Here is a 21,798-nt window from a genome sequence, read left to right on the forward strand (position 1 = left end):
AACTATGAGCAAGTCTCTCGTCATCGCCGAAAAACCATCGGTCGCACAAGACATCGTGCGCGCCCTCACGCCGGTGGTGGGCAAGTTTGAAAAATTGGCCGACCACTTCGAGAACGATCAGTGGATCGTGACCTCGGCGGTCGGCCATTTGGTCGAGATCAAGGCCCCGGAGGAATTTGATGTCAAGCGTGGCAAGTGGAGCTTCAACCACCTGCCGGTCATCCCGCCGCACTTTGACTTGGAGCCGATCGACAAGGGCAAGGCGCGCTTGGCGGCGGTGGTCAAACTCATCAAGCGCAAGGACGTGACCCACCTGATCAACGCCTGCGACGCAGGCCGTGAAGGTGAATTGATTTTTCGCTTGATCGTCCAATACGCCGACGGCGGCAAGGGCAAGCTGAACAAACCGGTGCAGCGTCTGTGGATGCAAAGCATGACGCCGCAAGCCATCCGTGATGGCTTCCAGAAGCTGCGCTCCGATGCCGAGATGCAAGGCTTGTCAGACGCCGCCCGCAGCCGCTCGGAGGCCGACTGGTTGGTCGGCATCAACGGCACGCGTGCCATGACGGCGTTCAACTCGCGTGACGGCGGCTTTTTCCTCACCACCGTGGGCCGGGTGCAGACGCCGACGCTCTCGATCGTGGTCGAGCGCGAAGAGAAGATTCGCAAGCATGTGCCGCGTGATTACGCCGAGATCAAAGCCAGCTTTGCTGCGGTCGCGGGTCTTTACGACGCCAAGTGGGTGGATCCGACCTTCAAGAAGGACGAAGACAGCGACCGGCGGGCCGATCGGCTTTGGGATCTCACGCAGGCCCAAGCGATTGCCGAAGCCGTGCGTGGCCAAAACGGGATGGTCAGCGAAGAGGCCAAGCCCAGCACGCAGGCCAGCCCGCTGCTCTACGACCTGACCACCTTGCAGCGCGAGGCCAACTCACGCTTTGGCTTTTCGGCCAAAAACACCCTGGGGTTGGCGCAGGCCCTGTATGAAAAGCACAAGGTGCTGACGTACCCCCGGACCGATGCCCGCGCGCTGCCCGAGGACTACGTCGATGTGGTCAAGCAGACCTTCGAGATGATTGCTTCTGAAGGCTCTGCTGGGCTGCTTAAAGAGTTGGCACCGCATGCCCGCAAAGCCTTGAGTGCGGGCTATGTCAAGCCGACCAAGCGCGTGTTTGATAACAGCAAGATCTCGGACCACTTCGCCATCATCCCGACCTTGCAAGCACCCGGCAGCCTGAGCGAGCCCGAGGCCAAGCTTTATGACTTGGTGGTCAAGCGCTTTTTGGCCGTCTTTTACCCGTCGGCCGAATTCATGGTCACGACCCGTATCACCAAGGTGCCGGTGGCGGTGGCCGGTTTTGGCAAAGAGCAGCATTTCCAGACCAACGGCAAGGTGCTGGTCACGCCCGGCTGGCTGGCGGTCTACGGTAAGGAAGCCCAAGGCGATGACGCCAACTTGGTCGCAGTGCGCCCTGGTGAAACGGTGATCAACGACGACATCCAAGCCTTGGCGCTGCGCACCAAGCCCCCAGCACGGTACAACGAAGCCACGCTGCTTTCTGCCATGGAAGGCGCGGGCAAGCTCATCGACGACGAAGAACTCAAAGCGGCGATGCACGAAAAGGGCTTGGGCACCCCGGCCACGCGCGCGTCGATCATCGAAGGCTTGATCGCTGAGAAGTACCTGCTGCGTGAAGGTCGCGACCTGATGGCCACCGCCAAGGCTTTCCAGCTCATGACGCTGCTGCGCGGTTTGGATGTGCAGGATCTGACCAAGCCGGAGTTGACCGGCCAGTGGGAAAACCAGCTCGCACAGATGGAGCGCGGCCAGCTTAGTCGTGTTGAGTTCATGCGTGGCATTGCCGAGATGGCCGAGCGCGTGGTGCGCAAGGCCAAGGAGTACGACCGCGACACGATTCCTGGGGACTACGCCACTTTGGCCACACCGTGCCCGAATTGCGGGGGTGTGGTCAAGGAGAACTACCGCCGCTTTGCCTGTTCGGGCGTTGATGGCGCTGAGGGGGCGGCTGAGGGCTGTGGCTTCTCGATCACCAAGATCCCGGCTGGGCGCAGCTTTGAGCTGAGCGAGGCCGACGCCTTTTTGCGCGATCACCGCATCGGGCCGCTGGAAGGCTTTCGCTCCAAAGCCGGCTGGCCGTTCACGGCCGAGTTGAAGCTGGTGCGTGACGACGAGATCGCCAACTGGAAGCTTGAATTCGACTTCGGAGAAGATGAGAAGAAGGCCGAAGAAGAGGGCGAAGCGATTGATTTCTCCGGCCAGCAAAGTCTTGGGGCCTGCCCGAAGTGCAAGGGCCACGTCTACGCCCACGGCACCAACTATGTCTGCGAGCACGCCGTGGGCGCGCACGTCACCTGCGACTTCAAGAGCGGTGCGGTGATCCTGCAACAACCCATCACGGCTGAGCAGATCCACAAGTTGCTGACGAGTGGCAAGACCGATTTGCTGGAAGGTTTTGTCTCCAACAAGACCCGCCGGGCCTTCAAGGCTTTCTTGGTTTACGACAAGAAAGAGGGCAAGGTGGTGTTCGAGTTCGAGCCGCGTGCGGCCAAGGTCCCGGGCAAGACTGCTGCCAAAAAAGGGGTCAAGAAGGCCGCCGAGGCATGAGCATGGCTTCAGCCCCCGCCGCCAAGGCCCGCATCACCAGTCCCTGTGTCAACGTTTGCCGCATGGACGGTGTCACGGGCTGGTGTGAGGGTTGTCTGCGCACCTTGGATGAAATCGCTGCTTGGTCAAGTTTGGATGAACCTGCCCGGCGGCAGATCTGCCGCACCTTGCCGGCGCGCCGAGTGATCTGGCGCCAACATCATTCGCCCACCACCCCATGACACCGCTGCGCTTTTGCTTCGATCCGCTCTCACCCTACGCATGGCTGGCTTTCGAAGCCTTGCCGGAAGCCTTGGCCGGGTTGAGTCACAGCGTGGAGTACCGGCCGATCCTGTTGGCGCCGCTGCTGGCCCACTGGGGCCAGCTTGGACCGGCCGAGATTGAGCCGAAGCGCCTTTGGTTGTGGCGCCAAGTGCGCTGGTTGGCGCAAGGCCAAGGGTTGGCTTTTCGGCCCCCGGCCAGGCATCCGTTCAACCCGCTCGGTGCGGCCCGTTTGTTGTGGGCCTGTGCCGACGAGGCTGAAACACCCAGCCGCTGGGCCTGTGAAACGGTCCTGCGTCAGATCTGGACCAGCGGCGAAGCGGCGGACGATCCGGCCGTCTTGCAGCGCTGGCGTGAGCAAGTGCAGGCGCAGCTGCGCCGCGATCCGGCGGGTGATCCGGTGCGGCAACAACTGCGTCGTGAAACCGAAGCTGCGATCGAACGCGGTCTGTTTGGTGTGCCGATGATCGAGGTGCTGGGTCATGGGCCGCTGGCCGGGCGGCAGTTTTGGGGCCAAGACAGCTTGCCGCTGCTTGCGGCGTGTCTGCGTGGCGACGCTGCTGCGTTGGCGTTGCCTTGGGATGATCCGGCGCCCTCAGTGGGTTTACAGCGACGTCGCGACTAAGAATTCTGAGGGGAAGTTCAGTCAGATTTCATCTGAAGAGATATGCGCTGAGGCCTTTCCCTTGCTTTGTGGTTCTGTCAGGATTTGGTCAGACCCCCATTCAAAAGTGCGTGGGGTCCCCGCTCTTCATACCGTTCAGGAGAACAACACATGGTCCGTGCCGCTGGCCGCGTTCGCAATAGCGCCCACAAATCGATGTCGGCAGAAGAGAGAAAGGTGATTCTCGCCTCATCCCTCGGCACCGTGTTCGAGTGGTACGACTTCTACCTCTATGGTTCTTTGGCGACCATCATCGCCAAGCAGTTCTTTACGGGGTTGGACAGCACCTCGGCTTTTATCTTTGCCTTGCTCGCGTTTGCCGCAGGCTTCATCGTCCGGCCCTTCGGTGCCTTGGTCTTTGGCCGGCTGGGCGACATGATTGGTCGCAAGTACACGTTTTTGGTGACAGTCCTGATCATGGGTTTGTCCACCTTCATTGTCGGGGTGCTGCCCGGCTATGAATCGATTGGTGTGGCGGCGCCCGTGATCCTGATCGGGCTGCGGCTCATGCAAGGGCTGGCGCTGGGCGGTGAGTACGGCGGAGCGGCCACCTATGTGGCTGAGCATGCGCCGCACGGTAAGCGTGGTCTGTACACCTCGTGGATCCAAACCACGGCCACGATGGGCCTGTTTCTGTCGCTCTCGATCATCTTGGGGGTGCGCACTTTGGTCGGTGAAGCGGCCTTTGCCGATTGGGGTTGGCGCATCCCGTTCCTGCTGTCGATCATCTTGTTGGCGGTCTCGGTCTACATTCGGCTGTCGATGAACGAGTCCCCCGCGTTCAAGCGCATGAAGGAGCACGGACGCACGTCGCGCGCGCCGCTGTCTGAATCCTTCGGGCGCTGGAAGAACCTCAAGGTGGTCATCTTGGCGTTGCTGGGCCTGACGGCGGGTCAAGCGGTGGTTTGGTACACCGGGCAGTTCTATGCCCTGTTCTTCCTCACCCAAGCGTTGAAGGTGGACATCACCACGGCCAATATTTTGCTGGCGGTGGCTCTGCTGATTGGCACGCCCTTTTTCGTGGTGTTCGGCACATGGTCCGACCGCATCGGGCGCAAGCCGATCATCATGATCGGCTGTTTGCTGGCGGCGTTGACTTACTTCCCGCTGTTCAAGATGCTGACCCAAGCGGCCAACCCTGATCTGGCCCAAGCCCAAGCCACGAACAAGGTGGTGGTGAACGCAAATCCGGCCGAATGTTCGTTCCAGTTCAATCCGACAGGCACAGTGAAGTTCACCAGCTCCTGCGATATCGCCAAGCAAGTGTTGGCAGCGCAGTCCGTGAGTTATGACAACGTTGCCGCCCCGGCGGGGCAAATGGCCTGGATTGCGATTGGCGATGTGGTGATCCAGAGCTACGCCACCCAAGGGCTGACCTTGGATCAGGTTCGCGCCACCGATCAAGCCTTCAAAAAATCGGTGAATGATGCGTTGCGTGCGGCGGGCTATCCGGCCAAAGCAGATCCCACCAAAATGAACAAGCCGCTGATGATCGGCATCCTGACGCTTTTGGTGCTCTACGTCACCATGGTCTACGGTCCGATTGCGGCCATGCTGGTCGAGCTGTTTCCAACCCGTATCCGCTACTCATCCCTGAGCTTGCCGTACCACATCGGCAACGGCTGGTTCGGCGGTTTGCTGCCCACCACCTCCTTTGCCATCGTGGCCCAGACCGGCAACATGTACAACGGTCTGTGGTACCCCGTGGTGATTGCGGGTGTCACCTTTGTGATCGGCACCTTGTTCTTGCGTGAAACCAAGGACATCGACATCTACGCGCGGGATTAAGACAGCACTTTGACGCCGCACCACGCGTTATGCTGCCCCCCGAATCAGTTTTCGGGTGAAGTGATGAAGATCTTGACGTGCTTGCGGATGATGGGGGTGATGTTGGGGCTGGTGGGGGGTGTCATGGAGGCACAGGCCACGCCTGCGGACATGGAGTTGCAGTTGCAGGTGGCTCCGGCATCGATGACATCGGACCGGCTCACGGCGTGGGATTGCGTCTTGCAGCGATCGATTGGCAACGAACTCATCTTGGGTGTGAGCTTTGGTTTGCACGAACTGGGGCTGCGTAATGGCAGCCGCCAGGGCGCCGTGTCAGCGGCCCTGCGGTTGGCGCGACGACTCGACTTTGGCTCGCGCGATCTTCATCCCTACATCGGGGTGGAAGGTGGCGGGGCGACGGCCTTGTTCGATACCGCCGGTCAAGCTGGGGTGATGGCCGGGATGAACTGGTATCCGGGTCAATCGATGTTTGGTGTGACCTTGGAGTGGTCGCTGGTCAGCAAGACCACCTCCGAGGGTGGGGTGTGGGTGCCCAGTGTGTCCACGACCCAAACGGTCAACGGCTGGCGTCTGGGTGTGACGCAGCGTTATTGAGGGATGGGGAGGACGACGACGTGAACCACCGTGTAGGGTTGATCACCGGCGCGGGCAGCGGCATTGGCCGCGCTTGTGCGTTGGCTTTGGCGGCGGCTGGCTGGCAGGTGGTGTGTGCCGGTCGCCGGATGGAACGCTTGCAGGCTACCTTGGATCTGGCTGCGCCAGAAGTCGCCAAGCGCATGCTGGCCTGCGAAGTCGATGTGACGGATGAAACCTCGGTCGAAGCGTTGTTTGCGTTTGTTCAGGCGCGCTGTGGCCGGCTGGATCTGCTGTTCAACAACGCCGGCGTTTTTACCCAAGGCGTGTCGCTGGAGGATCTGTCTTTGGCAGCGTGGCAGGCGGCGGTGGATACCAATCTCACCGGGGCTTTCCTTTGCACCCGGGCGGCCTTTCGCCAGATGAAGACTCAGCAGCCGCAAGGGGGCCGCATCATCAACAACGGTTCGATTTCAGCCCAGACGCCGCGCCCCGGCTCCGTGGCTTACACCGCCACCAAGCACGCCATGACGGGTCTGACCAAGACCGCTGCGCTCGATGGTCGAGCTTGGAACATCGCTGTGGGGCAAATCGATATCGGCAACGCGGCTTCTGAAATCACCACGGCGATGAGTGCGGGTATCCGTCAAGCGGACGGAACCCTCCAATCTGAGCCCGTGATGGACGTGCAGCACGCCGCCAACGCGGTGCTGCACATGGCGAACCTTCCCCCGGAAGCGAACGTGCTGTTCATGACCGTGATGGCCACAAAAATGCCGTTTGTTGGGCGGGGTTGAGGCGCCCTGCATCGACAAGAGTCTTTTATTTGGCTTGTTGGGCGACTTTGGTTTCAAAGTCTTGCACCGCCAAGATCCAGTCGTTGAAGGTGGTGATGAGATTGGCTTGGGTCACGCCATAGGCCAGATTGACGGGCATCTGCAACACCAGATCACCGTCTTTGTTCACCAAGAAGGCCCGTCCGTGGTGGCTGTCTTTGTGCCACTGATTGAGCGAGGCTGCGGTGGCTTGGGTGTGGGTCCAAGCTGCGTTGAACTGGATATCGGTGCAGTTTTTGTTGTTTTTGCAGCCGTAGAAATACAGGCTGTATGCCTTGGATCCGATCTGCCCGGTGATTTCTGGATCGCCGGTCGTGCTGTTGGTGCCGAGTGCGGCACGGCCCAAGCTTGCAGCGACGGCCAAGATTTGGGCTGGATGGGCGGCACTGATGACGTCTGACGGGCTGCCTTGAGCGGCGGCGGCACTTTGGGTCAACACAAGGGCGATCAGGGGCACACCGAAGGTGCCAAAACGAGAGAGCGTAGCCATCGGAGTGGTTTCCTTGGATTGAAAAAGCATTACTCGACCACGTTGCGGCGGAACTCGGGAATGATGTGTCCCCACCAGTCAAAGGTGTCTTCGAGGTTTTTGCGCGTCACACCGCGATCGAGATTGACCGACATTTGCAGCACGGGCGTGTCGCCGTTGAGAAAGGCCTTGCCATAGCGGCTGATGCGGTGCCATGCGTTGATGCGATCCAGCGTGGCTCTGCGGCTACCGCTCCATGCCGCATTGAACTCGATGGAGGTGCAGTTCTGTCCTCCCCGGCAACCATAAAAGTACAGGCCATATTTGGTCTCGTTCATGCGCCCAATGATCATGGGATTGCCGAAATCATCTTTGTCGAGCGAGGCGTTGCCGAAGGTCTTGGCGATCTCAAAGATCTTTTCGGGGTCGGCTGCACTGATGAGCGCGGTGTCGCTTTGAGCGGCCACTCCTTGGCTCAAGGCAAGGCAAGCCAAGAAGGGCACGCTCACGGTGCCAAGACGGGAGAGCAGAGCCATCAAAATCTCCTAAGAGTCGCGGATTGGGACGATTTTTGATCGCAAGTGTGCCTGATACGCCACGATGCGCTCCGGCAAGGGCGGCGCATCGTTGGGATCATCCAGAGGGTTACTCGAGGACCTTGTGGCGGAATTCCGGCACGATCTTGGCCCACCAGTCAAAGGTGTCTTCGAGGTTTTTGCGACTCACGCCGTGATCGAGGTTGACCGACATTTGCAACACCGGGTCGCCGTCTCGATCGAGAAAAGCCTTGCCGTAGCGACGGGTGCTGTTCCAACCATTGAGTTGATCGAGAGACACCTTCACCTCACTCCACGCCGCATTGAACTGGATATCGGTGCATTGCTTGCCACCCTTGCAGCCGTAGAAATACAGACCGTATTTGGTCCCTTCGACCCGGCCGACGATTTTGGGATCGCCTTGGGCGTCGGTTTCCAGCGTGGCGGAGCCAAAGCCTTTGGCGACTTCGAGGATCTTTTCAGGATCCGCTGCGGTGATGAGTTCGGTGCTGTTTTGGGCCGCAGCCCCTTGCACCAGCGCCAACGAGGCCAAAAGGGGAAGACCCAAGGTGCGAAGACGAGAGAGCAGAGTCATCGAAATCTCCTGAAGTTTGCGCAACGTAAGGCGTTTTTTCGCGCTGCCAGTGTGCCCGATTCAAGCCCCCCAAAACGGGCTGAACCGTGCTGAAGTGATCAAGCAATGATCAAGGGTTGACTTGGAACGTATGCACCAACGTCAGCTCACCCGGCTTGCGCATCGGTACACGCCGCACCTGTTGCTTCTCGCGCAGGGTGCCTTCGTTGTCGATGATGGCGATTTGCGCCACGGTCAGATCGTCGCGGCCGTCGCCTGCGCCGTAGTAGTTGACGTAGACCTGCCACAGCCCGGGGGGCGGGGCGGGGTGGGCAAAGATCTCCGGCCCGAAGCCGGTGGTGACATCGACATCCAAAGCCCCGCCGTTGGGCGCCACCCGGTTGCCGTAGAACACATGTTGGCCGTCGGGTGAGACCACGTGCAAGTCCAGATCCGTCATGTCGCTGTCCCAGCTCAGCACCACGCGCAAGCGGATGCGCGCGCGCGCGCCATTGGCTTCAAAAAACTGCACCTGCCGCTGTTCTTGCCGACCTTCGCCTGTGGCCGTGCTCACGCTCACCCCTTGCGAGCCGGCACCGAAGGACCACGGCCTGGCGAACTGGCCGTCGGCATGCACCTCCAGCGGCAAGGCGACGCCGTTGACCACCAAACGGGCTGGATCGCGGCGGGTGGGTGACTTGACCGAGGGCGCTTTGGCCATGCTGGCCATGTGGGTGATGCGCCCGGCGATCAACGCACTGGGGTTGGCACCCACCCGGTTAGCGTTGACGCTGGCGGCGGGGTAGGTCACCTCCTGGAGGAATTCGCCGGGCGTCGCTTGGGTGTCACGCCAGCCGCCGACGGGGGCGGTGATCTCCACGACAGGTTCAGTGGTTTTAGTGGTTTGGGGCGCGGCTTGAGCCGTGGCTTGAAGGCATAGGCCCAAGAGCATCAAAACGGCAAACATCATCGAGACCTCATGAATCAACCAGTTGTTGGGCCAAGCGCTCGATCAGCGCTTCGTCTTGGCCGTTGGGGTGGTGCCTGAACGCCAGATGCAGGTATTCGTGGATCAGGGTGACCCGCCCTTCGCGGCTCCACCATTCACGCAGGTGGATGCGCAGCCGATCCGGCTCGGCAAAGGGCACACCGCGCTCCAGTTGGCAGACCTTGATCGGCGCTTGCAGCGCTTCAAAACCGCTGACTTGGCGCAAACGGCTGCGCCAGCGGGCTTGACGCTCCAGCAGCCACTGCATCGCTTCCGGGAGTTCTTGACACGATGCTGCTTGGTGCCAGCCCCTGAGGACAAGCTGTGGATAACTTGTGTGCAGGATCTCCGCCATGCCCTCACCCGAGCGGTGCGCGGCCACCGCCTCCGACCAGCTCAGCACACCCGGTGCGCCTTGATCACGGTGATAGCGCACAGGGGCGTGGCCTTCAAGGACCAGCTCTGCGGTGAAGGCCGCCACTTGGCGCGCGGCGGCGCTGGGGGGGCGGGGACTGACGCGCTGCGCTTGGCTGCTGTCTTCCACCCGCAGGCAACCGCTGAGGTCTTGCTCGGCGTTTTGCCGCAGCCATGTGCGGGCGACCACCGCCAAGGCGTGGGCCGCAGCGGTTTCGCGCGCATCGCCTTCGCGGTCGATCACCCGGGCGATGTAGTCCTCCAACGGCCATTGCGCCGAGAGTTCTGGACGGCCTTGGCGGTGACTGAGCCGCAGCGGGTTATCCGCCCCGCCGGGCACGCTCAACTGCTGGCCGTTGACGAAGTGCAGGGTGTAAGGTGCGGCACTGGTGGGCAGCAGACCGTCGGGCGGCGTGGGCTGGATCGCTTGCAGCGGGTAGCGGGCAAAGAGCTGCACCTGCACGCAGGGCTGAACGTGTTGGCTGGCTTCATCGGCTGCGGCATAGAGGCGTCCCGAAGGGCGCCACGCTTGTGCCAGCCAGCCGGCGTGTTGCTGCAAAGCGTGCTGGCTGGTGCCGGGCGCGCCAAACCAGAAGGCGCTGCCGTCGGCCAACCACCCGGCCGCGCCGCCGATGCGCTCGCCCTTGGCATCGAACCATGACCAGGTTTTGAAGCGCGGCGAGCTGCCCAAGGCGGCCAGCAGGCCGGGGTCGCGCAGGGTGTTGGGCAGCAAGGCTTGGCGCGCGGCTTGGCGGGCGCTGTCGGGCACATGCTGCAAGGCGTCAAGCAAGCTGGCGACGGGCACAAGGGTTTCGGGGCGCAAGGCGTCGAGCTGACTCAGCCAAGACGGCACGCTTTGACCCGCGCCGTTGTCCGGCCAAAACGAGGCCCCAAAGCGCGCCCAGTCTTGGGCGGTCAAGCCCAAGCGCTGTGGGTCGAAGTACGGTCCGCAAGAACGCTGGAGCGCTTGATCACGCTCGACGCTCTCGCCGGGTTCGCAGCAGTATTCGTCGTCCGCTTGCCTAGCACCGGGTTCGCAGCGGTAGGGCGGCTCATGCACAGGTTCATGCCCAGCGGCTGCGTCGCGGGTCTGAAGCCAGCTGTAGACAAAAAGTTTCCACAGGCTGCCCAAGGGTGTGGATAACTTGGCATCGTCTTCTTCGGGCAGACTTTGCCCGAGCAGCCGTGGACCTTGGCTGGCGCTGAAGGGTGTGGTCAAGGCCGTGGGCACAGGTTCCGCCCCGGCGGCGAGCGAGAGGCTCAGCAGCAGGCTCATCAGCGGGGCCAGGAAGAACCCGGTACGGATGCGTTTCACCGCACTTCAACCCGTGTCCAGCGCGTGCCGTTGCCATAGCTGCCCTCCACCGCCCGCGCTTCGGGTTCGTACATGCGGTAGAGCTGCGCCGGGGGCAGGACGTAGCTGCCGCGTTGGGCAAAGCGCAGCAAGTGCCTGAAGACCAAGGGCTTGCCGACTTGGAGGCGCTCGATCGGCACGGCGTAGCCTTGGGCGGTGTTTTGATGCACGGCGCGCTCCAAAGCGCTGGTTTTGCCATCGCTGCCGAGCAGATCCAGGCCCCACGTGCTGGCTTCGACCGCTGCGCCCGGCGGCAGAGCCGCTTCCAACAAGGCCCAGCGCATGCGTCGTTCAGGCCGCACGCGCAACTCATCCAAATAAAGCGTGTTGGTGTCGAGCGCTGCGCCGTTGGGCACGGCCTCAAGGCGCACGCTCATCCGTCCTTGGCCTTGGCTTTCAGGCTGGGCTTGGGGATCTTTCTGGGCCGAGGGCAGGCTGATCACTTTGTAGAGCCGGCGCTCGATCTGCACCGGCAGCGTGGCCGCACTCGGGCTTTCGGCGCTTTCGTAGCTGATGTAGGCCACCTTGGCGCCGCTGTTTGGGCTGGGTTGCAAGGTGAGCGGCAAGGGGGTGCCGGCTGGCAAGGTCCACTGCGTCTGGCCCACGCTGCCTTGGGTGGGCACCCACGGGGCACTCAAGGCGCTGGGTGCTACACGCAGCTCGGGGGCTGCGCCGCCGCCCAAGGCTTGGTGCAGCCACATCAGGGCTTGGGCGCGGTCAAAGCTGGGTTGATCGCCGCGCACTTTGGCCAGCAGGGCGTTGGCTTGGGCGCTGCCGCCTTGGCGGGCCAACACCAGCAGGCTTTGGACCAGCGGTGAGGGCACGTCGTTGAGGCGTGCCATGGCCGCGTTGGTTTGGGCACGCAGGGCCGCGTCCGGTGTTTGGCCGGGGCGCTGGCTCGTATCCATCACCGCCAGCACCCACGCCATGTCAAGGGCTTGGGTCGAGGACGGGCTCTCGTCGCTGAACACCAAGCTGTGGATGCCAAGCGGCGCCGGCGTGGCTCCGCCTTTGGCGTGGGCTGTTTGGGCCGCTTGTCCTGTTTGTCGCTTGGCCAAGTCCTCAAGCAGCGCGGCCGAGAGCGAGCTCACCGGCAAGCCCATGGCCCGCATCCAGTGCAGCATCAACGCGCGTTGCAGCGGCGGCGCGCTCGCTCCGCCCTTGGCGTAGACCGTCAACAGGCGTTGCCAGTGCTCAGCGGGCAGGTGCAAGTGCAGGGCTTGGCTGGCGCGCCAGTCGGCGTAGTAGGCGTAGGTGGTGAGGAAAGCGTCCTCCGGCATGCCCCGGCCCCACCAGCCAAAACGCGCCTCAGGCCCGGCCATCTGCGCCAAGGCGAGCCGGGCGGTGGTGAGCCGCTGGGTGAGCATCGGTGCCAAGTTCATCTGCGCCGGACTGAGTGAGCTGAGCGCCAGCGCGAGCGGCAGCATGCGGCTGGCGGTTTGTTCGACGCAGCCATACGGAAATTCCACCAGCTCATCGACCCAGCGGTTGAAGGCGGCGGCGGCCGGATCGCTGGCCAGCGTGACGCGGATGCGTTGCGGATCGGCGGCCAGCGAGAGCGTGCCGGGGCCGCCGTTGCTGAGGTCAAGGACGCGTTCACGCGCGGCCATGCGCGCCACGGGCAGGCGGCGCAGCTTGCTTTGCAGGCTGTCCACCAGCACGCCGTTGCGCTTCAGGCTGAGCGTGAGGAGCTGGGTGCCGACTTGGTCGGCGCTCAAGGGCAGGGTGACGAAGTTTGGGCCGGGCTGGAGCTTGAGCGTTGCGCTGCGGCTCAAGCCTTCGACACCACTGATGCCACTGGTACCACTGACGCTCCACGTCACCTCCGCCTCTTGGGGCAACTGGTTGAACAGGGCCACGCTCGCTTGGGTCGTGTCCCCCACGCGCTGCCAGTCGGGGCTGGTCCATGTGACGAAGAAGTCCTTGTGGCTTTGGACCCACGCGGTTTGCTGGCCGACGTCGCCCCCGGGCGCCATCGCCCGGCCGGTGATGCGCCAGCGGGTCAGGGCGTCGGGCATGCGAAAGCTCAGGCGGGCGCGGCCGTTGGCGTCGGTGTGCAGGCGTGGCACCCAAGCGGCGGTGTCCACCTCGTCGCGGCGCGGGCGCTCCAGCACTTTCAAGGCGCGTTCTTGCACGGCGCGGCGTTTGGGCACTTGGCCCAGCGCCCGGGTGGCCAAGTCGTAGCCGATGAAGGACAGCGAGGCTTGGGTGCGCACGTTGTTGCGCCGCAGGTGATTGAAAAAGTCCTCGATGTTCGGGGCGATCTCGGGCTGGAGGACGTAGATCATTTCATCGACCACGCTCACCGCCACATCGGCCGAGACCGGCTGGCCGCCCAGCGTGGTGCTGACGTCGATGTTGACCAGCTCGCCCGGGGCGTAGCGCGGGCGTTCGGGCTTGAAGTCGATGGCGATGTGCGGTTGCTGCACCCGCAGGCCTTGGTTCTCGAACACCATCTCGCCGTGGTGCACATAGGCCACCGAGAAAGTGATGTTGGGCTGCATCGCCTCACTGACCTTGATGCGCACCTTCCATTGCGCCGGGCCCAGCTGCTCAGCGCGCAAGCCTTCGCCGCCTTGGGCCAGCAGCGCAGCGGCTTCGACCTTGTCGCGCTCCAGGCTCAGCAAGGCGTGCTCGACGGGCTCTGGAAAGCTCACCAGCGCCTCAGCGGTGTCTCCGGCGCGGTAGCTCGGGCGATCAAAGACGATCGAGATCCCACCTGCGGGCGCTTTGAGCCCGTCACCGCTGACCCAATGCGAAGCCGCCGCCACGATGCGGCCGCGCTCATCGCGCAGCGTCACGCTGTACGAGCCGGGTTGTTCGAAACGCAAACCGAGCTGCTGCGCCTGTTGGGCGGGGTCATCGAGGCTGCCTTCGGCATGGTTGCGGTCTTCTAGGCGCACCCATGACCAGCGCGCGGGTGGGTTGGCGGGGGCGACGCCTTGACGACTCGGCTGCCACGTGAACGTCACGCGCTCACGCGGATTCGAGAACTGCCGCTCGGCCCCGAGGTGCCAAGCGTTGGCCCCGCGCTCGATCAAGATCTCGCGCGTGCCGCGTACCCGGTAGGCCGCGCCGTCGGTGGCCAGCACCGAGAGGATGTAGCGGCTGGGCTGCTCGGCGGCGGGCAGGCTGTAGGGTGCAAAGCCTTGCTTGTCGGTGAGCAGCTCGTCTTGGGCCACCTTGAGCGGGAACGCGCCGCTGTCGCCCAACTCGCCTTCGATCATGCTCAAGCCTTGAGCGCGGGCACTCAAGCTGAGGCGCGCGCCGCTCACTGGCTTGCCGTCGGGATAGGTGAGCCGCAGGCGGCCGGTGACCGCTTGGCCGGTGGCGAGGTCGGCTTGGTCGGGCAACCAACTGATCTCGAAATGCGGTTTTTGATACTCGGCCACGCGAAAGGCAGCGGCGTAGACCGCGTCGCGCAAGGTCAGGCGCAGCTCGTAGCCGCCCGCCACGGCGTTGTCGGGCAGCCGGAACGCCCCGTCAGCCCCTGAGCCGTTGGGACCGCCAAAAAACGCCAGCTTGCGTGTCGCCACCACTTGGCCCGCCGGGTCGAGCGCTTGCAGGGCGATCTCGCCGTCGGCCAGCGCCACCGAGTCGCGCGCGTTTTTGAATTCGCGCCCACTCACCTTGATCTTTACCTCGTCGCCGGGCCGATAGAGCGGCCGGTCGGTGACGGTGTAGAGCTTGGTGGCGTGGATCTCGCTGTCTTCGTAGAAGTTCTCCGAGATGAACACCCCGCCCTTGGGGTCGAGGCCGAAGACGTAGCTTTGCTCGGGCGCGCGGTGATCCAAGCGCAGCAGGCCCCGGGCGTCGGTGCGTCCGCTGGCCAAGGTGCCCACGCCGTCGCTCCACACCACCTGCGTGCCGGCCACGGCTGCGCCGCCTTGGCGCTGCACGCTCCAGACCAGCATTTGCGCGCTGGAGATCTTGTTCACCGCCACCGTGTCGCTGATGAACAGCAAGGTGGTGGCGCGATGCCGTCCGGTGCTGGCTTCGACCAGATAAAGGCCGGGGTCGAGGCGCTTGAGCGGGATGTGGACGTTGCCTTCGTTCGGGCGGATGAAGTCGCTGCTGCTGCCTTCGAGCTTCACGCCCTTGGGTGGCGCGATCGGTTGGGCGTATTGCACGGGGTAGCGAAAGCGCTCCACCAGCGGCAGGCCCGGGATCGGCCGAAAGGCAATGGGCTCTTCAAAGGTGGAGGGGTGATCGAGTGCCGGGGGTGTTTTGAGCTGCGGCACTTCCTGCGTCACCGTGTGGCGGGCGTTGCTGGAGAAAAGGCCGCGCCAAGCCATGCGCGACTTCACCACCCAGCTGTCCCACAGATGCGTCAGGGTGTTGGGCAGGCCTTCGACGCTGGGGCGGGCCGGCACCTGCACGCGGTGCAAATTGCGTTGCTTGCCCAAGAAGTCGAGCGGCTCTTGGATGCGGTAGACCCGCATATCGACCCCGCCCACGTTGTCGAGCATCCACGGCGCGTTCAGCTCCAAGCGCACACGCGGGCTTTCGTCGCTGCCGTAGGTGGCGTCCGAAAGCAAAAAGAACGGCTCGCCCACCAGCACCTGGTGGTCGTTTTGCGCCAGCGGCGGCGCTTCTTTGGCGTGAACGGTGGGGATGAGGGCCAGCACGCTGAGCAGCATGAGCCGCACAAGAGCCAGTCGCAGAAAGGCCAGCAGTCGTCGGACCATGCGTCGGTGCATCACGTGGGCGTGGAGGCCGTGGGGTGTCGAGGAGGAAGTCATCGTCGTGATCACGCCATGAAGGCCAGCCTGAAAAGGCCGACAAAATTCGGGTTACTGTCTTCGGGCCGCCAGCGGGTGTCGCTCCATTGGCGCAGTTGCGCCACGCGTACCGCCCTCAAACCGTTATCGCCGTGATCACCGTGACCGCTGTGGTCCGAGCTGCCGTTGTGATACGCCACATAGGGCCCCAGCCAGAGCATCAGGTGTTGCTCGTCGCCCAGATCAAAAAACAGCAAATCGGCCACCTGCGCTTGATGGAAGGTGCGGCTCACAAAGCGCGTGTTGGCCTGCACCAGCTCCAGCGCGCTGACAAAAGCGCCGCGCGTGCCGTCCGCTCGCTGCCAGCGTTGACGCAGGGCCTTGGCTTGGGCCGCATCGGGCTCCGGCGGCAGGGGTCGGCTGAGCAGCCCCATCGACTTGCGCCACGCCACGTCGTGCTCGCGCAGGCTCTCGGCCACCGCAAAACGCACCAAGCCAGCGCAATCGCGGTGCGTCCAGCGCGGGCTCGGGCCTTGCTCCAGCTGGGCATGCACCAGCACGCTGATCCAGTCGCGCACGATCCGGCTTTGGGTGCTGTCTAGGCGTGGGTTGGGGGCGGTGCTTGGCGCCGTGTTTTGGGCGGAGGCTGTTCGCAGCGCGGCCAGCCATCCCAGCACGATGCGGCGCTTCATCGCCCCACCTCGGCCGGGGGCAAGGCCTGCCAGTCGAGCGCGGTCCAGCCTTGGGCGTCAGGGGCACCGTGCAGCACGGCTTGGACGGGCGGCAAGCGGCCAAAGGCGTTCAAGCGCGGGAAGAGCTGGGTCTCGGCCGCTTGCTGGAAACCGCTTTGGCGCGGCGTCATCACCTTCAGCGCCTCAAGGTGCAGCAGCTCCGCCACGTTGACCGGCGTGACCACCGCCAGCGTGGCGCGCTGGCTGGCCGGGTCGCGGTTGAGGGTGTCGGCCACGCTGGGGTAGCGCCGAGCTAAGGTGTCGGCCGCGCGGGCCACCAAGCTGGCGTCGGGCGAAAAGAGCCACCAGTCGCCCACGCGGCGCAGGCTGACGCGGTAATGCGCAGGGTCGGCGCTGACGCGCAGCGGCCCATAGGGGGCGTGGATGCGGCCGCTGCCTTCTTGCTCATCCCAATCGGCCCCTTTGGGCAACCACCACTGCATCAGGCTTTGGAGCGTGGCGGCGTCGGGCGCAGGTCCTTCGGCGTGGGCGATCAGCAAGGGCGTGTGCAGGTGTGAAAGCGCGTACCAGCAGATCGCGGCCGTGCCGTCCAAGCTGCCGACCACCCGTGCCAAGCTGGGCGCGGCGTTGCCGGTGCGGCGCGGGTCGGTCAGCACGCTGCGGGTGCGCGCCCAGTCCACCGGCAACGCCGCGCAGGCGGCCGGGTCGGCGGGCAGGGCGGACCACGGCACGCTGGCAGCAGTGATGGCCGCGTTGGCCGGGTTAGCCGTGTTGGCGGGTGCAGCGGTGGGGCTTTGCTTGATCCAACTGTTCAGCGCCGCCCCGCCCGCCGTCACCTCGACCTTGAGCGCTTGCAGCGCCGGGAAGAAGGCTTGGTAGTTGAAGCTCAGCATCGGCCCGCGCAGCACCCCTTGGTGCGCCGTGTTGGATGGCATGAGCCCAAGCGGCTCGCGCCACACGCCTTGGCGGCGTTCATCGCCAGAGAGCAAGGCGCTCAGCACCCCGGCGGCGTTGCCATCGACCGTGCGGTCGCTTTTGAACAGCAAACCGGGGTCGGAGAACACCACCACGCGCTCGCCCACGCTGGCGATGGCCAAGGTGCGCCGGGCCGAGAGTTGCAGGGCCAGCACCGGCACGGTGCGCGCCGTGCGCACCGTGTCTGAGGTGCCGCCATCCTCCAGCGGCACCTCAGCCATCAAACTCAGTTGCCGATCATGGGCGGCCAAGGGGGCCAAGCTTTGCAGCGCAGTCGCCACGCTGCTGCGGCTCATGGCCATCGCCCAGTGACGCGCCGCGCCCCGGTCGTCGGGCCAAAACGCCACCTCGGCGCGGCCGCCAAGGGCCAGCTCGACCAAGTTATCGGCCAGGCGCAACTCATGTTCAAAGGCCAAGCGCTTGAGGGCCCCCACCAAGCTGATGCGGTCGTCGTGCTCTTCGTAATAGAAAACGAACTCTTCGTTCAGCAGCTCACGCAGCACCGGCGCTTTGACCAGATCGCGCGACAGCCCGACCAGCGACGGCGTGACGATCAAGCCCTGCGGCTCGCGCACATTCACCCCCAGCGTGTTGATCGACCCTTCAAACCGTGCCCATCCCAAGCGCGACCACCCGAACAGCCCCAAAAGCCCCACCAGCAACAGGACGATCATCCCGATCACCCCCACCGTCTTCCCGCGTGCCATCTGCGCATCCCCTTCACCGCTGCGATGCGGCAGGCGGATCATATCGGGGTGATGAGCGGTCTTACCCCAACAAACTGTCCAGCAGTTTGATCAGCTGGTCCCGCAGATCGTGCAGCTGGGCTTGTACGGGTTGGCGCTCGGTGTCGGAGGCGCCGTGGGTTTTCATCTCGACCAAGAGGCGGCCTGTTTCGTGGACGGCGGTGTGCAGGGCTTGGAGCTGTGGGAAGTGCATGTGTTGGCCGTAGCGGGTCGGGCCCAAGGTGTCGAGCCAGAGGCCGAAGCGGCAGTCGTGGGGATCGAGCGAGGGGGTGGCGCTGCCGGTTTGGAGGTGCGCTTCGAGGTCGGCGATCCAAGCGCGCAGTTCGACCATGGCGTACAGCAAGGGCAAGTCTTCGCGTATCACGCTCAGGCGCTCGCGCCAACGCACAGGGGGGCGCCAGCTGGCCACCCAAGCAGGCATGTCGTGGGCTGGCATGGGTTTGGCGATGCCAAAACCTTGGCCCCACTCGCAACCCAGCGCCAAGAGCATGTCGCCCAAGTCGTCGTTCTCGACCCCTTCCGCGATGGCCCGGCGCCGAAAGGCGGTGGCCATGCCGAGCACGCCTTCGAGGATGGCCAAGTCGTCGGGATCGACCAACATGTCGCGCACAAAACTGCGGTCAATCTTGAGCACGCTGGCGGGCAGGCGCTTCAGATAGGTCAGCGAAGAATAGCCGGTGCCGAAATCGTCCAGCGCAAAGTGCACGCCCAAGGCGGCGCAGTCGGCGATCACGGTCGAGACGTGATCGATGTCTTCCAGGGCGCTGGTTTCCAGCACTTCCAGCTTGAGCATGGCGCTCGGGGTGCTGGGGTAACGCGCCAGCAGCACCTTGAGCCGTTCGACAAAGTCCTCTTGTTGGAGGTGGTTGGCGGCCACGTTGACGCTGACCGACAGGTTGAGCCCGGCTGCGTGCCACTGCGCTTGCTGACGCAGGGCCGAGTCGATCACCCATTCACCCAGCGTGATGCTGATGGCGTCGTGTTCGATCTCGGGCAGAAACTGGCCCGGCAGCAGCAGACCGCGCTGTGGATGCTGCCAGCGGATCAGCGCTTCCACCCCCAAGACCTTGCCGCTGCGCATATGCACTTGCGGCTGATAGTGCAGCACCAACTCCTCGTTGCTCAGGGCCTGACGGATGCGCTCGATGCTTTCGTGATGGCTGCGCACCGCCCGGTCTTGATCGGCGTCGAAGACGTGATAGCGATTGCGCCCGGCCTGTTTGGCTTGGTACATCGCATGGTCTGCTTCGCGCAGGAGCTGATCGGCGTCGCGGGCGTCGGCGGGGGCATGAAAAGCGATGCCGATGCTGCAAGACACTTGCAGGGTGGTGTCGTGAAAAGCCACCGGCTGCGCGGCGGCGTCGAGCAGGCGCTGCACCCACGGCACACAGGCCTGCGGATCGGGCAGATCGCCCAAGACGGCGACGAACTCGTCCCCGCCCAAGCGCGACAGGGTGTCGCTTTCACGCAGACAGTGCTGCATCCGTTCGGCCAAGAGGGTCAGCAAGTGGTCGCCGGCCTCGTGTCCATGGCGATCGTTGATGGTTTTGAAGTCGTCCAGATCGATGAACGCCAACGCCAGCAGTTGTTGGCGGCGGCGACTGCTGGCCATGGCTTGGCGCAGTCGGTCATCGAGCAAAACCCGGTTGGGCAGGCCGGTCAGCGGGTCGTAGTGCGCCAAGAATTCGAGCTGCTTTTGATGCGTCTTGCGCTCGGTGATGTCGGTGAAGGTGCCGACATAGTTCGTGACTTGGCCTTGGCGGTCATGCACCGCCGTGATGACCATGAATTCCGGGTAGAGGGTGCCGTCCTTGCGGCGGTTCCAGATCTCACCCTCCCAAGCGTTTTTTTCTTGAATGCTGCGCCACATGGCCTCAAAGAAAGCCCGATCATGGCGACCCGATGAGACCAAACTGGGCCGCCGACCGACCACTTCCTCTTGGGTGTAGCCGGTGATGCGGGTGTAGGCGCTGTTGACCCGAACAATGCGTTGTTGCGCATCGGTGATGACGATGCCTTCTTGCGCTTCAAAGGCTGTGGCGGCGATGCGCAGATCGGCTTCAGCCTTGTCGCGTTCGGTCAGCAGATGAACTTTTTCGAGGGCGACACTGACTTCATGACTGATGGATTCGAGAAATTCAATGTCTTGGGCGGACCAGTCGCGGCGGTGCTGGAGTTGATTAAGCGCCAACAGGTAAAAGCCGTTGTCGCTGAACGAGAACGGGTGCCACAACAGGCTGCGAATCATGAGGCGCTGGTGCAGCAGCGCACCAGCGACGTCGGCCTGAAGGAGGGGATGGACGGCATCCATGTGGCTCATGAACCCCTGATGGGTTTGCCGGATGTGATCTGCGGCTTGCTGGAACGCTGCAATCGGGTAGTTCGTCGTGGCGGGATTGATCGAGCAATCGGGGCTCAGCCATTCGCACAGGACTTCGGCCGTTTGGCGGTCGAAGCAGACGTCGTAGATCAGGGTGCGGTCGGCGCCAAGCGTTTCACCGATGACATGGGCGGTGTCCTCCAGAATTCGGGCGGGGTCATCTTGCTCGACCAGCGTGTCGGCGATGCGGTTGAGGGCCCGGGCGAATTGCAGTTGCTGGTGCAGTGCCGCTTCCGTTTCTTTGCGGCTGGTGATATCGCGGGCAAAGCCCACCGTTCCGATCACTTGGCCGTCGAGTTTGATCGGTGATTTGTAGGTTTCGGACCAGCGGCGTTTGCCGTCGATTTCGATCCATTCCTCCACCGATCTGGGCTGGCCGGTGCGCAGGATTTCAAGATCGTCGGCGCGGTAATGTTCGGCCAGATCGGCGGGCCAGATGTCCAGATCGTTCAGGCCGTTCAGCGCATCCGGATCGCTGTGTCCGCAGGCTTCGGCAAAGGGTCGATTGACGGCCAAGATGCGGCTGTTTTCATCCTTGAGCCAGACCAAGAATGGGAAGTTGTCGAGCAAGGCGCGCTGGTAGCGATCTCGCTGTTGCAGGGCCTTGCGGGTGTGGTTCAGCTCCAAGGTGGCTTGTCGGTGCTCCGACAATTCACGCATGAGTCGCAGGGTGTTGGTCGAGAGCGTGCCGTAAATCGACAGGATCAGATCGATCAGCGCGCGGGTCGTGCCGCCCATTTCTTCGCGCGCGCGCGATCGAGCGGCTGGCAGCGACAACCCTTGCTGGACGCCGCGCACCATGCAAGCCATGCTGCGATCAGCTTCCAAGATGTGTGCCGCGAGCCAGTGCGCCAAAAAGCCCAAGGTTTCTTCGGCCACTTGATGCGAGGAGGTTTGACTCAGCGCCGCCCTGAGTCGCGCCACATCCCGGCGGAAGGCCTCGTGGGTGGCGCGATGCGCCAGTTCGGCTGGGTCGCCGGCCAGATGGGCATGCCAGAGCGCTTCTTCGGTATCGAAGTGGTACACCGTGTAGGCCGCCAGTTCGTCAAAGACGGACTCAAGCGTCTCAGCGTGGGCCCCGTTGGCGATTTGACTCGCCAGCTGATTGAGCAGATCCACCAGCTTGCGGTGCTGCTGGTCGATATCGGAAAAACCAGTGTTGAAGTGGTCGTCCCAAGGGAAGATGTCGATCTGGTTCACG

Annotated in this window: 15 protein-coding genes; 6 read left to right on the forward strand and 9 right to left on the reverse strand. The window is 63.6% G+C overall.

All coding sequences use genetic code 11. The annotated features are described in order from the left end of the window. Window positions 1-4: 4 nt before the first annotated feature. From AB3X39_RS10245 to AB3X39_RS10270, 6 genes are all read left to right on the forward strand, one after another. Window positions 5-2,626, forward strand: a complete 2,622-nt coding sequence (locus tag AB3X39_RS10245) for a DNA topoisomerase III (RefSeq protein ID WP_369417277.1) — start codon at window positions 5-7, stop codon at window positions 2,624-2,626. A 2-nt stretch (window positions 2,627-2,628) separates the two neighbouring features. Then, window positions 2,629-2,847 (forward strand): DUF1289 domain-containing protein, encoded by a 219-nt coding sequence (locus AB3X39_RS10250; protein WP_369419047.1) that lies wholly within the window; start codon window positions 2,629-2,631, stop codon window positions 2,845-2,847. After that, the gene (locus AB3X39_RS10255) at window positions 2,844-3,512 is read left to right on the forward strand and encodes a 2-hydroxychromene-2-carboxylate isomerase (RefSeq protein WP_369417279.1); all 669 of its coding nucleotides are present in this window, start codon (window positions 2,844-2,846) and stop codon (window positions 3,510-3,512) included. The genes AB3X39_RS10250 and AB3X39_RS10255 overlap by 4 nt, the downstream gene beginning before the upstream one ends. A gap of 150 nt (window positions 3,513-3,662) precedes the next feature. Beyond that, window positions 3,663-5,339: an MFS transporter gene (locus AB3X39_RS10260; RefSeq protein WP_369417280.1), complete on the forward strand. Its 1,677-nt coding sequence runs from the start codon at window positions 3,663-3,665 to the stop codon at window positions 5,337-5,339. 63 nt (window positions 5,340-5,402) lie between these two features. Continuing rightward, entirely contained in the window at window positions 5,403-5,933 is a 531-nt protein-coding gene (locus tag AB3X39_RS10265) for a hypothetical protein (protein WP_369417281.1), read from the forward strand. Between the two features lie 20 nt (window positions 5,934-5,953). After that, window positions 5,954-6,709: an SDR family oxidoreductase gene (locus AB3X39_RS10270; RefSeq protein WP_369417282.1), complete on the forward strand. Its 756-nt coding sequence runs from the start codon at window positions 5,954-5,956 to the stop codon at window positions 6,707-6,709. A gap of 25 nt (window positions 6,710-6,734) precedes the next feature. Here the strand turns inward: AB3X39_RS10270 and AB3X39_RS10275 are convergent, their stop codons facing one another. From AB3X39_RS10275 to AB3X39_RS10315, 9 genes are all read right to left on the reverse strand, one after another. Next, on the reverse strand, window positions 6,735-7,238 hold the full coding sequence (locus AB3X39_RS10275; RefSeq protein ID WP_369417283.1) for a YbjN domain-containing protein: 504 nt from the start codon (window positions 7,236-7,238) through the stop codon (window positions 6,735-6,737). 29 nt (window positions 7,239-7,267) lie between these two features. Then, a complete protein-coding gene (locus tag AB3X39_RS10280; RefSeq protein WP_369417284.1) occupies window positions 7,268-7,753 on the reverse strand; it encodes a YbjN domain-containing protein in 486 nt (161 codons plus the stop codon). 109 nt (window positions 7,754-7,862) lie between these two features. After that, window positions 7,863-8,348: a YbjN domain-containing protein gene (locus tag AB3X39_RS10285; RefSeq protein ID WP_369417285.1), complete on the reverse strand. Its 486-nt coding sequence runs from the start codon at window positions 8,346-8,348 to the stop codon at window positions 7,863-7,865. A 109-nt stretch (window positions 8,349-8,457) separates the two neighbouring features. Then, the gene (locus AB3X39_RS10290; protein WP_369417286.1) at window positions 8,458-9,297 is read right to left on the reverse strand and encodes a YfaP family protein; all 840 of its coding nucleotides are present in this window, start codon (window positions 9,295-9,297) and stop codon (window positions 8,458-8,460) included. A 7-nt stretch (window positions 9,298-9,304) separates the two neighbouring features. Further along, window positions 9,305-11,005, reverse strand: a complete 1,701-nt coding sequence (locus AB3X39_RS10295) for a DUF2300 domain-containing protein (RefSeq protein ID WP_369417287.1) — start codon at window positions 11,003-11,005, stop codon at window positions 9,305-9,307. Between the two features lie 35 nt (window positions 11,006-11,040). Continuing rightward, the gene (locus AB3X39_RS10300) at window positions 11,041-15,825 is read right to left on the reverse strand and encodes an MG2 domain-containing protein (protein ID WP_369417288.1); all 4,785 of its coding nucleotides are present in this window, start codon (window positions 15,823-15,825) and stop codon (window positions 11,041-11,043) included. A gap of 8 nt (window positions 15,826-15,833) precedes the next feature. Then, on the reverse strand, window positions 15,834-16,496 hold the full coding sequence (locus tag AB3X39_RS10305) for a DUF1175 family protein (RefSeq protein ID WP_369417289.1): 663 nt from the start codon (window positions 16,494-16,496) through the stop codon (window positions 15,834-15,836). Beyond that, window positions 16,493-18,220, reverse strand: a complete 1,728-nt coding sequence (locus tag AB3X39_RS10310; RefSeq protein ID WP_369417290.1) for a DUF2138 family protein — start codon at window positions 18,218-18,220, stop codon at window positions 16,493-16,495. The genes AB3X39_RS10305 and AB3X39_RS10310 overlap by 4 nt, the downstream gene beginning before the upstream one ends. 19 nt (window positions 18,221-18,239) lie before the next feature. After that, window positions 18,240-21,797, reverse strand: a complete 3,558-nt coding sequence (locus tag AB3X39_RS10315; protein WP_369417291.1) for a bacteriohemerythrin — start codon at window positions 21,795-21,797, stop codon at window positions 18,240-18,242. Between the last annotated feature and the right edge of the window lies 1 nt (window position 21,798).

The organism is Leptothrix ochracea, assembly GCF_041083635.1.
Classification (GTDB): Bacteria; Pseudomonadota; Gammaproteobacteria; order Burkholderiales; family Burkholderiaceae_C; genus Sphaerotilus; species Sphaerotilus ochraceus.

Coding starts and splice junctions, on each gene's coding strand:
- AB3X39_RS10245 (WP_369417277.1), top strand. CDS start 5: ATGAGCAAGTCTCTCGTCATCGCCGAAAAACCATCGGTCGCACAAGAC.
- AB3X39_RS10250 (WP_369419047.1), top strand. CDS start 2,629: ATGGCTTCAGCCCCCGCCGCCAAGGCCCGCATCACCAGTCCCTGTGTC.
- AB3X39_RS10255 (WP_369417279.1), top strand. CDS start 2,844: ATGACACCGCTGCGCTTTTGCTTCGATCCGCTCTCACCCTACGCATGG.
- AB3X39_RS10260 (WP_369417280.1), top strand. CDS start 3,663: ATGGTCCGTGCCGCTGGCCGCGTTCGCAATAGCGCCCACAAATCGATG.
- AB3X39_RS10265 (WP_369417281.1), top strand. CDS start 5,403: ATGAAGATCTTGACGTGCTTGCGGATGATGGGGGTGATGTTGGGGCTG.
- AB3X39_RS10275 (WP_369417283.1), bottom strand. CDS start 7,238: ATGGCTACGCTCTCTCGTTTTGGCACCTTCGGTGTGCCCCTGATCGCC.
- AB3X39_RS10280 (WP_369417284.1), bottom strand. CDS start 7,753: ATGGCTCTGCTCTCCCGTCTTGGCACCGTGAGCGTGCCCTTCTTGGCT.
- AB3X39_RS10285 (WP_369417285.1), bottom strand. CDS start 8,348: ATGACTCTGCTCTCTCGTCTTCGCACCTTGGGTCTTCCCCTTTTGGCC.
- AB3X39_RS10290 (WP_369417286.1), bottom strand. CDS start 9,297: ATGATGTTTGCCGTTTTGATGCTCTTGGGCCTATGCCTTCAAGCCACG.
- AB3X39_RS10295 (WP_369417287.1), bottom strand. CDS start 11,005: ATGAGCCTGCTGCTGAGCCTCTCGCTCGCCGCCGGGGCGGAACCTGTG.
- AB3X39_RS10300 (WP_369417288.1), bottom strand. CDS start 15,825: ATGACTTCCTCCTCGACACCCCACGGCCTCCACGCCCACGTGATGCAC.
- AB3X39_RS10305 (WP_369417289.1), bottom strand. CDS start 16,496: ATGAAGCGCCGCATCGTGCTGGGATGGCTGGCCGCGCTGCGAACAGCC.
- AB3X39_RS10310 (WP_369417290.1), bottom strand. CDS start 18,220: ATGATCCGCCTGCCGCATCGCAGCGGTGAAGGGGATGCGCAGATGGCA.